Origin of the sequence: Microbacterium sp. NPDC056003 (assembly GCF_042274785.1) — a bacterium.
In the GTDB taxonomy this organism is placed as follows: Bacteria; Actinomycetota; Actinomycetes; order Actinomycetales; family Microbacteriaceae; genus Microbacterium.
Genome location: NZ_JBHJXQ010000001.1, coordinates 1,214,529 through 1,230,622, shown reverse-complemented (window position 1 = coordinate 1,230,622; position 16,094 = coordinate 1,214,529). Strand labels below are relative to the sequence as shown.

Below are 16,094 nucleotides of genomic sequence, written 5' to 3'. Positions count from 1 at the left end.
TCAGCGCCCGCCGAGCCGGGAGTACTCGGCGAGGGCCTTGGCATCCTCGGCATGGCGCAGGGCGCGGCGCGCGGCGTCGAGCGCGGCGACCGGGTCGTCGACCTGTCGGGCGCGGGCGAGCTCGTCCTGGGCGGAGAGCAGACGTGCGCGGGCGTCTGCGCCGCCGCGGGAGTGCGCGACGGATGCCTCGGCCTGCGCGATGGCGCTGCGAGCGGCGGCGAGCGTCCCCGGCAGCGCGGTGCGCGCTCCGCGGATGCGCTGCTGCGCGGTGCGTGCGTCGCCGAGGGCGAGGTCGAGTCGTCCGCGCAGGCGCGCGATGCGGTCGACGGAGCGCGACGGATGGCGCGCGGCATCCGCTTCCACCTTCGTCAGCTCCGACTCGATCGCCCGCAGCTCCGCGCCGAGCCGCTCGGCGTCGGCGGGGTCGAGGTGCTCGCGCGTCACGCCGGCCTGGCGCAGCGCAGTGCGCGCGGCGTCGATCTCTCCGGGCACGGCCTGCGCGGCCTGGAGCACGAGCCGGTGCGTCTCCTCGAGGATGCGCGCGTCCGACTCGGCCGTGCGCAGCGCGCGCTCGGCGGAGGCGAGCTCGGCGAGGACGCTCTGCGAGGGGTCGGCGGACCGCGCCTGCGCCGCGTCGAGCAGGCGCGACGCCTCGTCGGCAGCGGCGGCGGCGGCGTGGGCGGCGCGCGAGGCATCCCTCCACTCCTCTTCGGCGAAGCGGGCCGACAGCTCGCCGACCAGCGCGGCGGGGTCGCCCATCGATGCGCGCAGCTGGGCGAGGCGCTCGCGGGCGGCGGCGACCTGGCTCGCGGCGGACACGTTCGCGCGCACCCACTCGGCATGCTCGGCCCGTGCGCTCGCGATCACCGCGAGGGCGTCGGCGGACCGTCGGTCGATGCGTGCGGCGAGGCGGCGGATCTCGGCGGGAGCGGCGTCGGGCGCCGACAGGGCGCGGTACTCGTCGAAGGACTCATCGCGCACATGCTGGGCGGTCATGCGCGCCCGCCGCAGCGAGACCGGCGCCCCGCCCCCGTAGAGCGCGCCCGACAGGCCGACCTCCAGATCGAGCTCGGCGACCGCGTCGTCGAGCCGGACCAGCGTCGCGCCGGCGCGCGTGCGCTCCTGCTCGGCCGCCGCGCGAGCGCGCGGAGAACGACGGGAACGTCGGATGGCCCAGGCCAGGACGGCGACGAGGATGGCCGTCACGCCGAACACGACCAGCGCGGGCACCAGCCACGCGAGGATCGCCCCGACGCTCTCAGCCATCGGAGTCCTCGAAGAGGAGCAGCGTGCGCAGCTGTGCCACGTCGTCGACCGCGGCCTGTGCACCGTCGGCCTCGTGCGGCCAGCTGAAACCCCAGCGCACGAAGATGACCGGCACGTCGTTGGCCGCTCCCCCCTCGACGTCGTGATGCCGGTCTCCGACGAGCACGGGGCGGCTCGTGTCGGCCCCGGCCGCCGCGAGACGGCGCAGGGCCTCCGCCACGATGTCGGACTTCGCGCTGAGCGTCTTCTCGTCGGGCGTCGCGCCCGCGATCGCGGTGAGCGACGTGGAGAGGTCGAAATGGTCCATCAGGGCGACGACCTGCACCTCGGGCTTCGAACTGGCTGTCGCCTGCGGGATGCCGGCTGCCGCGACATCCCGGATCAGCACATCGATGCCGTCGAAGAGCTTGGCGCCCGTCGTGTACCCGTCGGCCTTGCCGAGCACGCGGTAGAACGCGACCGCCTCGCTGGACTCGGCGGGTGACATGCCGACGTTGACCTGGAACGACTCGTACATCGGCGGGCCGATCCAGTGCACCAGCTCGGCGCGGGTCGGCGGACGCTTGCCGAAGTGCTCGAGGGTGACCGTCAGCCGGCGCAGGATGCCGTCGGAGGCGTCGACGATCGTGCCGTCGACGTCCCACAGCACACAGGTCCAGGGAGATCGGCTCGGCATGCCTTCCACCCTATGGGGCGCGGCGCACCCCCTCGTCGTACAGGCAGGGCGCCGGGCGGGGGCGCGGGGTCAGAACAGGCGGGGGGCGCCGGACTCGATGCCCTTCATGCCCTCGTAGTCGAGGGTGACGCAGCGGATGCCGCGGTCGGCGGCGAGCACCTTCGCCTGGGGCTTGATCTCCTGCGCGGCGAAGACGCCGGTCACGGGTGCGAGGTGCGGGTCGCGGCCGAGGAGCTCGAGGTAGCGCGTGAGCTGCTCGACGCCGTCGATGTCGCCGCGGCGCTTCACCTCGACCGCGATCGTGCCGCCGGCGGGATCGCGCAGCAGCAGATCGACCGGTCCGATCGCCGTGGGGAACTCGCGGCGCACGAGCGTGAGGTTCTCGCCGAGCACGTCGACCTGCTCGGCCAGCAGGCGCTGCAGGTCGGCCTCGACGCCGTCCTTCTGCAGGCCGGGGTCGATGCCGAGCTCGTGCGACGTGTCGTGCAGCACCTCGTAGATGCGCACGAGCAGCGCGTCGCCGGTCTTGGCGTGCGTCACGCGCCAGTACTCGCGCACTCCCGCGGCGGCGGACTCGGCATCCGGCTCCTCCACCTCCAGGCGGCACGGCGGGCTCATCCAGTTCAACGGCTTGTACGAGCCGCCGTCGGAGTGCACCAGCAGGCTGCCGTCGCCCTTGTGCACGAGCAGACGCGTCGCGAGCGGGAGATGCGCGGTCAGCCGACCGGTGTAGTCGACGGAGCAGCGGGCGATGACGAGACGCACCCGAAGAGCCTAGCCCGCGCCCGGACCGCTGCGATCAGTGGTGCGGGTGACCCGCACCGACCTTGGAGCCGGCGATCGGCTTGGCGGCGCCCGACGCGAGACCCGACAGCGCGATGAGGCCGACGATGATCCACAGCGTGGGCAGGATGCCGATCTGGTTGCTGATCCAGCCGAGCGCGGGCGGGCCGCACAGGAAGGCCAGGTATCCGATGGTGGCGGCTGCCGAGACGGATGCCGCGGCCTTGGCCGGGTCGTCGGCGGCCGCCGACATGCCCAGCGGGAAGCCGAGCGACGCTCCGGCGCCCCACAAGGCGATGCCGACGAAGGCGATCGGGAGGTTCGGCGCGAGGATGAACAGGATGAGTCCGACGCCGGCGGCCACGGCGAGGACGCGGAGCGTCCACACGCGACCGATGCGGTCGACGATCGGGCCGCCGAGGACGCGGAAGACGGTCATCGACACCGAGAACACGGTGAGGGCGATCGCGCCGACCGCCTCGGTCTCGCCGTGGCCGTCGACCATCGCGATCGTCAGCCAGTCGTTGGCGCTGCCCTCTGCGAACGCCATGCCGAGCATGATCGCTCCGATGGCGTAGGTGCGCGGATCGCGCCACACGGCGAGCTGCTCTGCGAGGCGCTCGCGGCGGGTGGCGGGTGTCGCCGGATCGTCGTGCATGGTCTCGCGGATCGGCACCGCCCGCAGGGCGACCAGCCCGGCGATCAGCACGAGGATGCCGACGATCCACAGGTGCCAGGCGACGCCGACGCTCCAGACGGCCATCAGCACGCCGATGCCGGCTCCGGCGACCGTTCCCAGGCTGAAGAAGGCGTGGAAGAGCGGCATCAGCGTCTTCTCGAAGGCCTGTTCCACCGCGGCCGCCTCGACGTTCATCATGACGTCGGTCGCGCTCATGCCCACGCCCATGAGCGCGAGCCCGATCGCGGTGACGGCGTAGGACGCGAGGAACTCGACCCCGAGTCCGACCACCGCGACGCCGAGCGAGAACGTGACGATCGTCAGGAACATGCCGCGGCGGGCGCCGAGCCGCACGACGAGCACGTTCGCGAGCGACAGGCCGACGATCGCCGCAGCGCCGGAGATGAACAGCAGGATGCCGATCTCGGCGTCATCGATGCCGAGGTCCCTCTTCACAGCCGGCAGGCGCGACGCCCAGGACGCGAAGCCGAGGCCCGTCACGAAGAAGATCGTGAAGACGGCGGTGCGCCAGTTGACGAGCTGAGAGCGCGAGAGAACCTTGTCCACCCGACAACGGTAGCGGCCGATCCGACGCTTGTCGAATCGATTCGACGCCCGTCATGACGGCGGGGTACCATCGAACCGACATGAGCACGCGCCGAGCCACCATCTCCGACGTCGCACGCGAAGCGGGCGTCTCGCCGTCGACCGCTTCCGTCGTGTTCAGCGGCAAGACCAAGGTCTCCGAGGCCACGCGCCGCCGCGTGCTCGACGCCGCGTCGGCGCTCGGCTACACCGGACCCGATCCGCGGGCCGCCTCGCTGCGCCGCGGCCGCTCCGGCATCGTCGGCGTCGTGTTCGAGGAGCACCTCGGAACCGCCTTCCTCGACCCGGTCAAGACGCTCATGATGGACGGCCTCTCCGACGGCGTCGCGCCGCTCGGCGCCGGCCTCCTGCTGCTGCGCGACACCGAGCCGGACGGCGGCACGTCGCTCACGACCGCGCCGCTCGACGCCGCCGTCCTCGTCGGCTGCAGCGGGCACCTGCGTCGCTCGCTCGACGCCGTCAAGGCACGCGGCATCCCGGTCGTCGTCATCGAGGGGGATGCCGGCGACGACGTGCCCCGCATCGGCCTCGACAACCGCGAAGCCCAGCGTCAGGCCGCGAGCCACCTGCGCGCGCTGGGGCACACGCGGGTCGCAATCGTCGCGCTGCCGGCACGCGCCGGCTGGGAGGGCGGCTGGATCCTCGACGGCACCGCGATCACGGTGGACGTCACGCGAGAGCGCCTCGCCGGGGCCATGGACGTGTTCCCGGATGCCGCGGCCTACGCCGCCGCCGGAAGCTTCATCGACGAGGGACTCGCGGCCGGCCGGCTGATCTTCGCCGACCCCGCCGAGCGGCCGACCGCCGTCATCGCGCAGAGCGACCTGCTCGCGGCGGGGGTGATCCGCGCCGCCGAAGAGGCGGGACTCCGCGTTCCCGAGGACGTCAGCGTGACCGGCTTCGACGGCATCGTGGTCGACGGGCTCGCGCCGTACGAGCTGACGACGCTCGTGCAGCCTGCCGCCGACAAGGGCCGAGCGGCGGGCCGGGCCGTGACGGCGATGCTCGACGGCGAGGGTGCGGCGTCCATCAGCTTCACGTGCGAGTTCCGCGAGGGCAACACGACGGGCCCCGCACCCGCCTGACCCTGCCGGCCGCCTGACCCTGCCGGCCGACCCCGCCCGCCGTCGCGAGACATCGCGTTTACGACGAGACGGCGTGCGTGGGCGGGTGTTTCGTCGCGGATGCGCCGCCTCGCGGACGGGGCCGCGGGGCGGGCGAGGACCGGGCAGCGGGCGGGCGAGGACCGGGCAGGTCAGGATCGCTGCGGGCCGAGCGTCAGCGTGCGCTCGCCGAAGTCGGCGATCGTGTAGCGGCCGCAGTCGATCAGCTCGGCGTCGTCGAGCGAGGCGCCGCCGGGCAGGGCGAACGGCACCGACTGATCGTCGATCACGAGGAACGACACCTCGCCGACCCGGAAGTCGTCGCGGTTGACGAGCCACGCGTAGCCGCGCAGCTCATGGTCCACCTGCACGAGGTGCCGCGGGTCGTCGAGGTGCGCCTTGGCCGGCCGGATCGTCCAGAACTGACCGGCTCCGGTGCGGGACGCGGCATCCGTCCACTCCACGACGCAGTCGAGATCGGCATCGGGCGCGTTCGCGGCGGACGCGATGCGGGGGATGCCGAGGGCCGACGCGAGCAGCAGCGCAAGGGCCGTCGCCCCGGCGAGCACGGGGAGGCCGAGGGGGCGGGCCGTCCGGTGCGGCAGCAGCGCGGGCAGCACCACGAGGCCGAGCACGGGCGCGAACCCGATGGGCTGCAGGTAGCGCGCGGCATGCGTCCCGAGCACGACCGCACCCACGACGACGAGGACCGGCATCACCCACCCGCACGCCGCCACGAGGGCCGCGCCGACGTCGCCCCGCCGGACCAGCAGGACGGACGCCGACACGCACCACACCCAGAGCGCGAACCCGAGCGTCAGCCCCAGCGCGCCGACCGGGGTGCTCGCGCGCTCGCCGAGCAGGAACGCGTAGTAGCCGGCCGACTCGAGCCATCGCGACGGATCGGCGTAGCCGGCGCCGGTGTTCGCGATCATCCCGGCGAGCGGGAGTCGCAGCACCAGACCTGCGACCGATCCGCCCACGAGCGCGACGATCAGCCATACCGCGGTCCGGCGCCGCGACGTGCCCCCGCGCCACGCGACGACGGCCAGCACGGCCGCCACAGGAACGACCGCCCACGCCGCGAACAGCGGATTGGTGAGGACGGATGCCGCGCCCACGGCCGCCAGCACCCAGGCCGGTCCGCGGCGCCCGGGCCGATCGAGCGCGCGTCGCACGAGTCCGACCGCCACCACCGAGGCGATCACGGTCGCGCTGTAGTACGTCGTCGTCAGCAGAAGCGATGCGGGCTCGAGCGCATCCCGGCTCGGCGACCACTCGGTGATCGCGAGCAGCCCGAACCCCGACAGCGCGAGAAGGGCCCCCGCGATCGGCGCGCGCTCCGCGCCGGCGGCGCCGGCGGCGAGCCGCAGCGCTCCGTACAGCGCGAGCAGCGTGACGATCGCGGCGGCGGCGAGCGTGCCGGCGACGCCCAGTCCGAGCAGGGAGAGCAGCACGACGAGGGCGCTCTCCGGCAGGAAGAGCACCGTCGACATCGCCCAGTCCTGCGGCTGACCGACGGCGACGGAGCGGGCCACGAGCGTCGTGACGAGCGAGTCGCCGTCGCGGAACAGCAGCACCGCCCTCGGGCCCGCGGCGACCGCAGCGGTGACCGCGATCGCGATCGCGATCGCCGCGAGGGCGCCCAGCACCTCGCGCGGCCAACGTGGTGCGCGCGTCACGGCGGGGTCGACGGCCACGGGTCCACTCTGGCACGCCGGGTCGCGGTATCCGCTCCGCTCTTCCGTGCGTCCGGACGACCTGCACTCGCCGCTTCCGATGCCTCGCGCGAACGCGCCCGCCGTTTCGCCCCGGTAGACTTCACGAGACATCTGATCGCCCGAGCTGCGCGCGGGAGCCCCCGGCCGACGACCATGAGGAGGCCCCCATGCTCCTCATCCTCGGTGCGTTCGCGCTCCTGCCCCTCGTGCTCCCGTGGCTGGTCGGCCGCATCGGCGCCCGCGCCTTCTACGTCGCAGCCGTGCTGCCGCTCGTCGGCCTCGGTCACGCCGTCGCCGCGACGCCCGCCGTGCTGGCAGGCGACCCGCCCTTCGAGTCCTACGACTGGATCTCGCCGCTCGGCATCGAGCTCTCGATGCGGATGGACACCCTCGAGTGGCTCATGACGCTCATCGTCACCGGCGTCGGCGCGCTCGTGATGATCTACTGCCGCTGGTACTTTCGGGGCAAGAGCGAGAACCTCGGCCAGTTCTCCGCCGTGCTGCTCGCCTTCGCGGGCGCCATGTACGGACTCGTGCTGACCGACGACCTCGTCGTGCTCGTCATGTTCTGGGAGATCACGAGCATCCTGTCGTACCTGCTCATCGGCTACTACAACCAACGAGCCGCGAGTCGCCGTGCCGCCCTGCAGGCCCTGCTGGTGACGACGCTCGGCGGCCTGGTCATGCTGATCGGCGTCGTGCTGCTCGTCGTCGACGCAGGCACGTCGAGCATCTCGACGATCCTCGCCGAGTCTCCCACCGGACCGGTCGTCGATGCGGCCCTCGTGCTGCTGCTCGTCGGCGCGCTGAGCAAGTCGGCGATCTTCCCCTTCCACTTCTGGCTGCCCGGCGCCATGGCCGCGCCGACCCCGGTCAGCGCGTACCTGCACGCCGCGGCCATGGTGAAGGCCGGCATCTACCTCATCGCGCTCCTCGCGCCGGTGTTCGCCGTGGCGCCGACATGGCGCCCGATCGTGATCTCGCTCGGCGTCTTCACGATGCTGCTGGCGGGCTTCCAGGCGCTCCGCGAGACCGACCTCAAGCGCATCCTCGCGTTCGGGACGGTCAGCCAGCTCGGGCTGCTCACCGTCGTGCTCGGGTTCGGCACGCGCGACACCGCGCTCGCCGGGCTCGCGCTGCTGCTCAGCCACGCCCTGTTCAAGTCGGCGCTGTTCCTCGTCGTCGGCGTGATCGACCGCCAGCTCTCGACGCGCGACATCGCCGAGCTGAGCGGCGTCGGCCGGCAGGCGCCCGTCATGGCGACGTTCTCGTTCATCGCGGTCGCCTCGATGATCGGCATCATCCCCACGATCGGCTTCGTCGCGAAGGAGGGCGCGCTCACCGCCCTGCTCGACGAGGCCCTCGCCGGCTCACCGTGGGGCATCGTCGCCTTCGCCGGAGTCGTGCTGGGATCGGTGCTCACGGCCGCGTACGGCTTCCGCTTCCTGTGGGGCGCGTTCTGGACGAAGAAGGATGCTTCGCGCCAGGCTGTGCCCACGACCGAGTGGCCCGACCCGCCGATCGGGTTCCTCGCAGCCCCCGTCGTGCTGGCGGCCCTCACCGTCGTGGCCGGCTTCCTCGCGCCGCAGCTCGACGTCGCGTTCGCGGGCTACGCCGACCAGGCGCCCGCCGGTGCGGCGGAGCATCCGGCCCATCTCGCGCTCTGGCACGGCTTCGAACCGGCGCTGTGGTTCTCGCTCGGCACGATCGCGGCCGGCGCCGTCGTGTTCTGGCTGACGGCACGTGCGGGATGGTCGAAGCGGATGCTGCCGTTCACCGCGGCCGACGTCTACAACAGCGTCCTCCGCGGCATCGCCCGGCTCTCGGTGGTCACGACGAGCTTCACCCAGCGGGGTTCCCTGCCCGTCTACGTCGGGACGATCTTCGTGGTGTTCGTCGCGGCCGAGGGCACCGCGCTGATCGCGAGCCCGGCCTGGCGGGCGGAACTCGACCTGTTCCAGACGCCGACCCAGCTCGTCGTCGCCCCGATCATGATCGTGGCCGGGCTCGTCGCGGTGCGGGCGCGCAAGCGCTACACCGGCGTCGTGCTGGTCTCGGCGACGGGCCTGGGCATGGTGATGCTGTTCGCGACGAGCGGTGCCCCCGACCTCGCACTCACGCAGATCCTCGTCGAGACGGTGACGCTGGTCGCCTTTGCCCTTGTGCTCCGGCGGATCCCCGCGCGCCTCGGCGAGCACAACGCCTCGGTGTGGCCGGTGGCGCGTGCCGTGCTCGGCGCCGCAGTCGGCGCGACGATGGCGGCGGTCGCCCTGGTGGCGACCTCGGCGCGCAGCACGAAGCCGATCTCGGAGCGCTTCCCCGAGCTCGCGTACGAGCTCGGCCACGGCAAGAACGTCGTGAACGTCGCCCTCGTCGACCTGCGCGGCTGGGACACCATGGGCGAGCTGTCGGTGCTCATCCTCGCCGCCACGGGCGTGGCATCCCTCGTCTTCGTCACCCACCGCGCCGACACGTGGTCGCGCGTCATCGCGCCGCTCCCGGCGTCCGTCGCGCGCACCCGCCGACCGCTCGTCGAGACGGCCGAGGGCGTCAAGCCGCGCGGCTCGGGCGGCGGGCGCATGGCGTGGCTCGTGGGCGGTCAGCGCGTGCGGCCCGAGAACCGCTCGATCATGCTCGAGGTGATCGTGCGCATCCTCTTCCACACGATCATCGTCGTGTCGCTGTACCTGCTGTTCGCCGGCCACAACCTGCCGGGCGGCGGCTTCGCGGGCGGCCTGGTGGCGGGCATGGCGCTGGTCATGCGCTACGTCGCGGGCGGCCGCTACGAACTCGGCGCCGCGGCCCCCACCGACGCCGGGCGCCTGCTGGGCATCGGCATGTCGATCGCCGTCGCCTGCGCGATCGTGCCGCTGTTCTTCGGTGCCGCCCCGCTCACGAGCTTCTTCTTCGAAGCGGACCTTCCGTTGCTCGGGCACGTGGAGTTCGTCACCTCGACGCTCTTCGACATCGGCGTCTACCTCGTGGTCATCGGCCTCGTGCTCGACGTGCTGCGCAGCCTCGGCGCCGAGGTGGATCGTCAGGCGCTCGAAGCCGACGAGGGCCACCGGCCGGAGGTGACCGTCTCATGACCGTCTCCGGGGTCCTCATCATCGTCATGGCCGTGCTCTTCGCATGCGGCGTGTACGCGATGCTCGAGCGCAGCCTGACCCGCGTGCTCATCGGCTTCCTGCTGCTCGGCAACGCCGCCAATCTCCTGCTGCTGATCGTGATGGGCGAGCCCGGAATCGCCCCCTTCTTCGGCGCCGCGGCCGATCCCGAGGACATGTCCGACCCGCTCCCGCAGGCGCTGACGCTCACCGCCATCGTCATCACGTTCGCCGTGTCGGCCTTCCTCCTCGCCCTGATCTACCGCTCCTGGCAGCTCGGCCAGGCAGACACCGTCGAGGACGACGAGGCCGACCGCGCCGTGCGCGAACGCACCGCCGACGTCGACGAGACGATGGACGAGGAGATCGAGATCGAGGACGAGGACGACGACGCGACGACGGACTTCGTGGGGCTCGACACCTCGCCGATCACCGTGCTCGGTCCGCGCGACTTCGCCGGCCTGCGCGACGACGCGCCCGTCGACAGCCGTCGCCCCGAGCGCAAGGACGGTGACGACGCATGATCGGCTTCGCCCCCGCCCTGGTGCCGCTGCTCGTGACGCTGCCCCTGCTGGGTGCGGCCATCGCGCTCATCGCCGGCCGTCACCGGCACACCCAGGTGGCCGTCTCGGTGACCACCTTCTCGCTCACGACCGTCATCTCGGCCATCCTGCTCTACGTCGTCGACTCGACCGGCGCCGCGATCGCGGTCTCGGTGGGAGGGTGGCCGATCCCGTTCGGCATCGTGCTCTACGTCGACCGGCTCGCGGCCCTGCTCGTGCTCGTCTCGAGCATCGTGCTGCTCGCCGTCCTCCTGTTCTCGGTCGGCCAGGGCGCCGCCGACGGCGACGATGAGACGCCGGTCTCGATCTTCCACCCGTCGTACCTGATCCTGGCTGCGGGCATCTTCAACGCCTTCATCGCCGGCGACCTCTTCAATCTCTACGTCGGCTTCGAGATCCTGCTCGTCGCCTCGTACGTGCTGATCACCCTGGGATCGACCGAGTCGCGCATCCGCACCGGCGTGGTCTACATCGTCGTGTCGCTCGTGTCGTCGATCCTGTTCCTCGCGTCGATCGCGATGATCTACGGCGCCCTCGGCACCGTGAACATGGTGCAGATCTCGGAGCGCATGGGAGAGCTCCCGCAGGAGACCCAGCTCGTCCTGCACCTCATGCTGCTGCTCGCCTTCAGCATCAAGGCCGCCGTCTTCCCGCTGTCGTTCTGGCTGCCCGACTCGTACCCGACCGCGCCCGCCCCCGTCACGGCGGTGTTCGCCGGCTTGCTGACCAAGGTCGGCGTCTACGCGATCATCCGCACCGAGACCGAGCTCTTCCTCGACAACGACGTCAACCAGCTGCTGCTCTGGGTGGCACTCGCGACGATGATCGTGGGCGTGCTCGGCGCCGTGGCACAGGCGGAGCTCAAGCGCATCCTGTCGTTCACGCTGGTGAGCCACATCGGCTACATGATCTTCGGGCTCGCGATCGCGACGCCCGCGGCGATCGGCGCGACGATCTACTACATGGTCCACCACATCGTGGTGCAGACGACCCTGTTCCTCGCCGTCGGACTCGTGGAGCGCCGCGCCGGCAGCACCTCCATCCTGCGGGTGAAGGGCCTGATGAAGGCTGCGCCGGTCATCGCCGTGCTCTACTTCATCCCCGCGGTGAACCTCGGCGGTCTGCCGCCCTTCTCGGGGTTCATCGGCAAGTTCGCGCTCTTCGACGCCGCGGCCGAGGTGGGGACGCCCATCATGATGGTGCTCATCGTGGGCGGCATCGTCACCTCGCTCCTCACGCTCTACGCGCTCATGCGCGCATGGAACCTCTCGTTCTGGCGCGAAGAGGACGACTCGGCCGAGACCGAGGCGCGCATCTCGTACCTGGGTGCATCGCCCGGCGGAGTGGACACCGAGCGCCGCGTCATCCCGAAGATCATGACGGCGTCGACGGCGGGCATGGTGGCCGTGACCGTCGCGCTGACCATCTTCGCTGGGCCGCTCTACGACGTATGCACCCGCATCGGCGCAGCCCTGCTCGAGCCGGTCACGCTCGTGCAGCTCGAAGAGCAGCACGAGGTCAGCACCGGCGTCGACGACGGGGAGGTGGTGCTGCCGTGAGCGAACCGGTCGACACCGTCCCCCGGGGCGACAAGCGGACGCTGCTGACCCAGCTCTGGCGTCAGCTGCCGTTCTTCCTGTGGCTCATCGCGCTGTGGATGCTGCTGTGGGGGCAGTTCACCTGGGTCGCGTTCCTCACCGGGCTGATCGCCGCGATCTTCGTCACGCGGATCTTCCGCCTGCCGCCGGTCGAGCTCTCGGGTCGCGTGAACGTCGGGTACGGAGCGATCTTCGTGCTCGCGTTCCTCGCCGCCCTGGTGCGCGGATCGCTGACCGTCGCCGCACAGGTGCTCGACTTCCGGCAACAGCCCGGGACGGCCATCATCGCGGTGCCGATGATCACCGACGACGACCTCATCATGACGCACACGGGGGTCACCGCCTCGCTCATCCCCGGATCGCTCATCGTCGAGACCGACCGCGACCGCCGCATCCTGTACCTCCACGTCATCGGAGTCCGGAACGCGCGGGACGTCGAGCGGCAGCGGGCCAGCGTGCAGACGTGGGAGCGCCGCATCGTCATGGCGGTGGGTTCGCGCGCGCAGGTGGCGGCGGTGCGAGCGGATGCCGCGTCCCGCACCGGAGGTGCCTCGTGAACGTTCTGCTGCTCGCCATCTACGTCGTGTTCGGCGTCGCCGCGCTTCTCACGGTGTGGCGCATCATCATCGGACCATCGATCCTCGACCGGGCCGTGGCATCCGATGTGCTCCTGACCGAGGTGATGTGCGTGCTCGGCGCGGAGATGGCGATCAACCACCACACCCGCACGCTCCCCGTGCTGCTGATCATCGCCGCCGTCGGAGTGTTCGGGTCGATCTCGATCGCCCGGTTCGTTGCACGAAGGGACAACGCACAGCGATGACCATCGATGCCTGGCTGGACCTCTCCGCGCTGATCCTGATCCTCGCGGGGGCGATCCTGTGCCTCACAGCCGCCATCGGTCTGCTGCGGTTCCGCGACGTGCTCACGCGCCTGCACGCGGCGACCAAGCCGCAGGTGCTCGGTCTCATCCTGATCTGCCTCGCGATCGCACTGTCGCTGCGATCGTGGCCGGTCGTCGCCTTCCTCGTGCCGATCGTGCTCATCCAGCTCGCGACCGCACCGCTGTCGGCGCACATGGTCGGCCGTCAGGCCTACCGCAACGGCACCATCGACGAGCCGAGTCTCATCGTCGACGAGCTGGCCGACTCGCGTCGCACCCCGCCCGCCGCCGGCGGCTGAGCGCGTTTCCTCTCGCGGCGGGTCAGCCGGCGGGGGTGAGGGTCAGGGTGTTCGTCGTCGCCTCGGCGATCGCGTCGCGCGAGAACGCCCACGGCGTGAGCTCCGCCTCCTGCCAGGCCGCCGTCTGGTCGATGTAGTTCGGGTGGAAGGCGTGCCCGCTCGTGCCGGTCAGCTGGTTCCAACTCGAGTCGTCGAAGTCGGCCAGGTCGACGATCATGCGCATCGACGGCACCGTGACGGTGGCGAAGCCCTCGGCGTCCATGACCCAGCCCGTGGCGTTGACGACTGATGAGCCGCCGCCGACCGGGAACGGGCCGCGATTGAAGAGCCACTCGATCGGCGCGATGCCCGACGACCCGAAGGTGTCGCTGCGCAGGGGAAGCGCATGCAGCGAACCCCAGTTCCACTTCGACGGGTTCTCACCCTGCAGCTCGACGATCCGCTGGTAGGCATCGACGGCCGAGCGCTTCAGCATCTCCTGCTGGTTCGCGACGCCCAGCGACTCGTTCGTCCACCACTCCGACGCGGGATCGCGCAGCAGCCCATCGACGACGAGGAACAGGCGGGCCTGGTCCGACAGCGGGACAGGATTCTCGCGCCCCTCGACGAAGAGGTTGCGGGCGAGCTCGCTCCACAGGACGTTCGCATAGGCGGCGGCCGCGGAGGAGGCGTCGTTCTGGGCGTCCCACGTGCGCAGCAGGTCGAGCGCGGCATCCGTCCCCTCATCGCCGGTCTGCAGCTCGCTGTAGGCGCCCGACAGACGCATGCCGAGGAAGAAGCCGTTGTCGGCCTGGATGTTGCGCATGTCCTCGGCCGTCAGAGGGCCATTCGCCGAGGCGCGCTGCAGCAGGTCGGCGATGCGCGCCGCGCGCCAGCCGTAGTCCCAGTCGCGCGTGAGGAAGTGCGGGTACTCGTCGCCGACCACCGCGTTGTTGGCCGTGACGATGTAGCCCTCGTCGGGGTTGTAGGAGACGGGCAGCTCCTCGAAGGGGATGAAGCCCTGCCAGTCGTACGCCGAGTCCCAGCCGGGCTGCGGCATCGAGCCGTCACCGGCACCGCGGATCGGCAGCGAGCCCGGCGTCTGGTACCCGATGTTGCCGTCGACGTCGGCGTAGACGAGGTTCTGTGCGGGCACGGCGAAGAGCGCCGCAGCGGTGCGGAACTCGGTGAAGTCCTGAGCGCGGTTGAGGGCGAAGATGGCCGACGGGGTGGTGGACGGCGTGAGGGCCGTCCACTGCAGGCTCACCGCGTAGTCACCCGACGGAGCGTCGGACGGGGGCGTGACGGTGCCTCCGGTGCCCGTGTACGGGTCGTCGGCGACGGACGTATAGGCGTCGGTGAGGCCCGAGATGATCGGGCCGTGCACCGTCGAGCGGATCTCGAGCTCGACGTCGTCGCCACCGGCCACTTCGAGGGTCTCGGTGCGGACGTCGAGTGGCACGAGGGCCCCGTCGCGCCAGTAGCTGTCGCCCTCGACCTTCTCCAGGTACAGGTCGGTGACGTCGGTGGTGAGGTTGGTGAATCCCCAGGCGATGCGGCCGTTGTGCCCGATGATCACGCCCGGCACGCCCGAGAAGCCGAACCCGGCGACGTTGTACGCGCACTCCTCCGAGACGACCTTGCACCTGAGGCCGACCTGATGCCACACGCTCGGGAGCGAGGCGCCGAGGTGCGGGTCGTTGGCGAGGAGCGGCATGCCGCTCTCGGTGAGGTCACCCGAGACGACCCACGAGTTCGAGCCGATGCCCTCACCGACACCGCCGACCAGCGTGCTCACGGCCTCGATGACGCCGTCGACCTCCGACCACTCGATCGACGCGGTGGCCGCCTTCGCCTCGGCGTCGGGCTCGATGTCGGCGAGGGCGCCGACGGCGGGAATCGAGGAGATGGACGGCACGATCACCGGGTTGCGGTCGAAGGGATACGCGGGGTACAGCTGCTGCATCTGCTCCTGGCTGAACCCGGGCGCCATGACGGCGCGCTCCGTCTCCTCTTCGAGGTTGGAGCGGAGGTCCCAGGCCATCGCCTTGAGCCAGGCGACCGAGTCGGCCGGCGTCCACGGCTCGATCTCGTACGCGTCGTTCTGCAATCCGAGCACCGCGTACTCGAACGAGGCGTCGGCGCCCTGATGATCGGCGAGGTAGGCGTTCACGCCGTCGGCATAGGCGTCGTAGTACGCGCGGGTGGTCTCGTCCAGCGCCTCGACCTCCTGCTCGGCGATCGCCCGCCAGCCGAGCGTGCGCAGGAACCGGTCGGTCGGCAGCTGCGACTCGCCGAACAGCTCCGACAGGCGGCCGCTGGTCACGTGGCGGCGGAAGTCCATCTCCCAGAAGCGGTCCTGCGCGTGGACGTACCCCTGTGCGAAGAAGAGGTCGTCGGCCGTGGTCGCCGTGATCGTCGGAACGCCGAGCACATCGCGCTGGACGGTGACCTCGTCGCCGAGTCCGGCGACCGCGACGGCGCCGTCCAGCTGCGGGAACGAGCGCTGGATCGTGTAGACCACGAACCCGGTTGCGATCAGCGCGAGCACGACGATGCCGGCGACGATGCTGTAGACCGTGATGCCGATCGTGCGGCCCACGGAACGGCGGCGCGGCACCTCGGTCGTCTCGGCGTCGACGTGCTCAGGGGAGGACTTCAGCATTGAAGAGCTTTCGGATCGGGCGTGGCTAGGACGCGATGTCACGCACCGCGACCTCAGTGTCGCGCATTCGGGTTCGCGCGGCACCGCCCTGCATCGTATCCCGGGCCCGATCACGCGGCGAATCCTCCGGGGAGAACTTGGCGTCCCCGTCTCCCCCGGGCGCGAG

13 protein-coding genes are annotated in these 16,094 nt (G+C 71.3%); 7 read left to right on the top strand and 6 right to left on the bottom strand.

Going from position 1 to position 16,094, the window contains the following annotated elements:
• The 4 genes from ACFC1W_RS05630 to ACFC1W_RS05615 all read right to left on the bottom strand — a co-directional run bounded on the left by ACFC1W_RS05630 (position 1) and on the right by ACFC1W_RS05615 (position 3,971).
• Positions 1–1,266 (bottom strand): hypothetical protein, encoded by a 1,266-nt coding sequence (locus ACFC1W_RS05630; RefSeq protein WP_375989653.1) that lies wholly within the window; start codon positions 1,264–1,266, stop codon positions 1–3.
• Positions 1,259–1,942: an HAD hydrolase-like protein gene (locus ACFC1W_RS05625; RefSeq protein ID WP_375989650.1), complete on the bottom strand. Its 684-nt coding sequence runs from the start codon at positions 1,940–1,942 to the stop codon at positions 1,259–1,261. The genes ACFC1W_RS05630 and ACFC1W_RS05625 overlap by 8 nt, the downstream gene beginning before the upstream one ends.
• Positions 1,943–2,011: 69 nt before the next feature.
• Positions 2,012–2,707 (bottom strand): endonuclease NucS, encoded by a 696-nt coding sequence (gene nucS / locus ACFC1W_RS05620; protein ID WP_375989647.1) that lies wholly within the window; start codon positions 2,705–2,707, stop codon positions 2,012–2,014.
• Between the two features lie 34 nt (positions 2,708–2,741).
• Positions 2,742–3,971 (bottom strand): MFS transporter, encoded by a 1,230-nt coding sequence (locus ACFC1W_RS05615; RefSeq protein WP_375989644.1) that lies wholly within the window; start codon positions 3,969–3,971, stop codon positions 2,742–2,744.
• A gap of 80 nt (positions 3,972–4,051) precedes the next feature.
• On the opposite strand from ACFC1W_RS05615, the gene ACFC1W_RS05610 reads away from it, so the two are divergent.
• Positions 4,052–5,095: a LacI family DNA-binding transcriptional regulator gene (locus ACFC1W_RS05610; protein WP_375989641.1), complete on the top strand. Its 1,044-nt coding sequence runs from the start codon at positions 4,052–4,054 to the stop codon at positions 5,093–5,095.
• 170 nt (positions 5,096–5,265) lie between these two features.
• Here ACFC1W_RS05610 and ACFC1W_RS05605 read toward each other — a convergent pair whose 3' ends face one another.
• Positions 5,266–6,813, bottom strand: coding sequence for a hypothetical protein (locus tag ACFC1W_RS05605; RefSeq protein WP_375989638.1), 1,548 nt, complete (start codon positions 6,811–6,813; stop codon positions 5,266–5,268).
• A gap of 188 nt (positions 6,814–7,001) precedes the next feature.
• Here ACFC1W_RS05605 and ACFC1W_RS05600 point away from each other — a divergent pair, with 188 nt between their 5' ends.
• The 6 genes from ACFC1W_RS05600 to mnhG are packed head-to-tail and all read left to right on the top strand — an operon-like array spanning position 7,002 to position 13,284.
• Positions 7,002–9,923, top strand: a complete 2,922-nt coding sequence (locus tag ACFC1W_RS05600; protein WP_375989635.1) for a Na+/H+ antiporter subunit A — start codon at positions 7,002–7,004, stop codon at positions 9,921–9,923.
• Positions 9,920–10,465, top strand: a complete 546-nt coding sequence (locus tag ACFC1W_RS05595) for a Na(+)/H(+) antiporter subunit C (RefSeq protein ID WP_375989632.1) — start codon at positions 9,920–9,922, stop codon at positions 10,463–10,465. Before ACFC1W_RS05600 ends, ACFC1W_RS05595 begins: the two co-directional genes overlap by 4 nt.
• Entirely contained in the window at positions 10,462–12,063 is a 1,602-nt protein-coding gene (locus ACFC1W_RS05590; protein ID WP_375989629.1) for a Na+/H+ antiporter subunit D, read from the top strand. The genes ACFC1W_RS05595 and ACFC1W_RS05590 overlap by 4 nt, the downstream gene beginning before the upstream one ends.
• Positions 12,060–12,659, top strand: a complete 600-nt coding sequence (locus tag ACFC1W_RS05585) for a Na+/H+ antiporter subunit E (protein WP_375989626.1) — start codon at positions 12,060–12,062, stop codon at positions 12,657–12,659. The genes ACFC1W_RS05590 and ACFC1W_RS05585 overlap by 4 nt, the downstream gene beginning before the upstream one ends.
• Entirely contained in the window at positions 12,656–12,925 is a 270-nt protein-coding gene (locus ACFC1W_RS05580; RefSeq protein ID WP_191765037.1) for a monovalent cation/H+ antiporter complex subunit F, read from the top strand. Before ACFC1W_RS05585 ends, ACFC1W_RS05580 begins: the two co-directional genes overlap by 4 nt.
• Positions 12,922–13,284 (top strand): monovalent cation/H(+) antiporter subunit G, encoded by a 363-nt coding sequence (gene mnhG, locus ACFC1W_RS05575; protein WP_375989622.1) that lies wholly within the window; start codon positions 12,922–12,924, stop codon positions 13,282–13,284. The genes ACFC1W_RS05580 and mnhG overlap by 4 nt, the downstream gene beginning before the upstream one ends.
• A gap of 22 nt (positions 13,285–13,306) precedes the next feature.
• Here the strand turns inward: mnhG and ACFC1W_RS05570 are convergent, their stop codons facing one another.
• A complete protein-coding gene (locus ACFC1W_RS05570; RefSeq protein WP_375989619.1) occupies positions 13,307–15,928 on the bottom strand; it encodes a penicillin acylase family protein in 2,622 nt (873 codons plus the stop codon).
• Positions 15,929–16,094 lie beyond the last annotated feature (166 nt).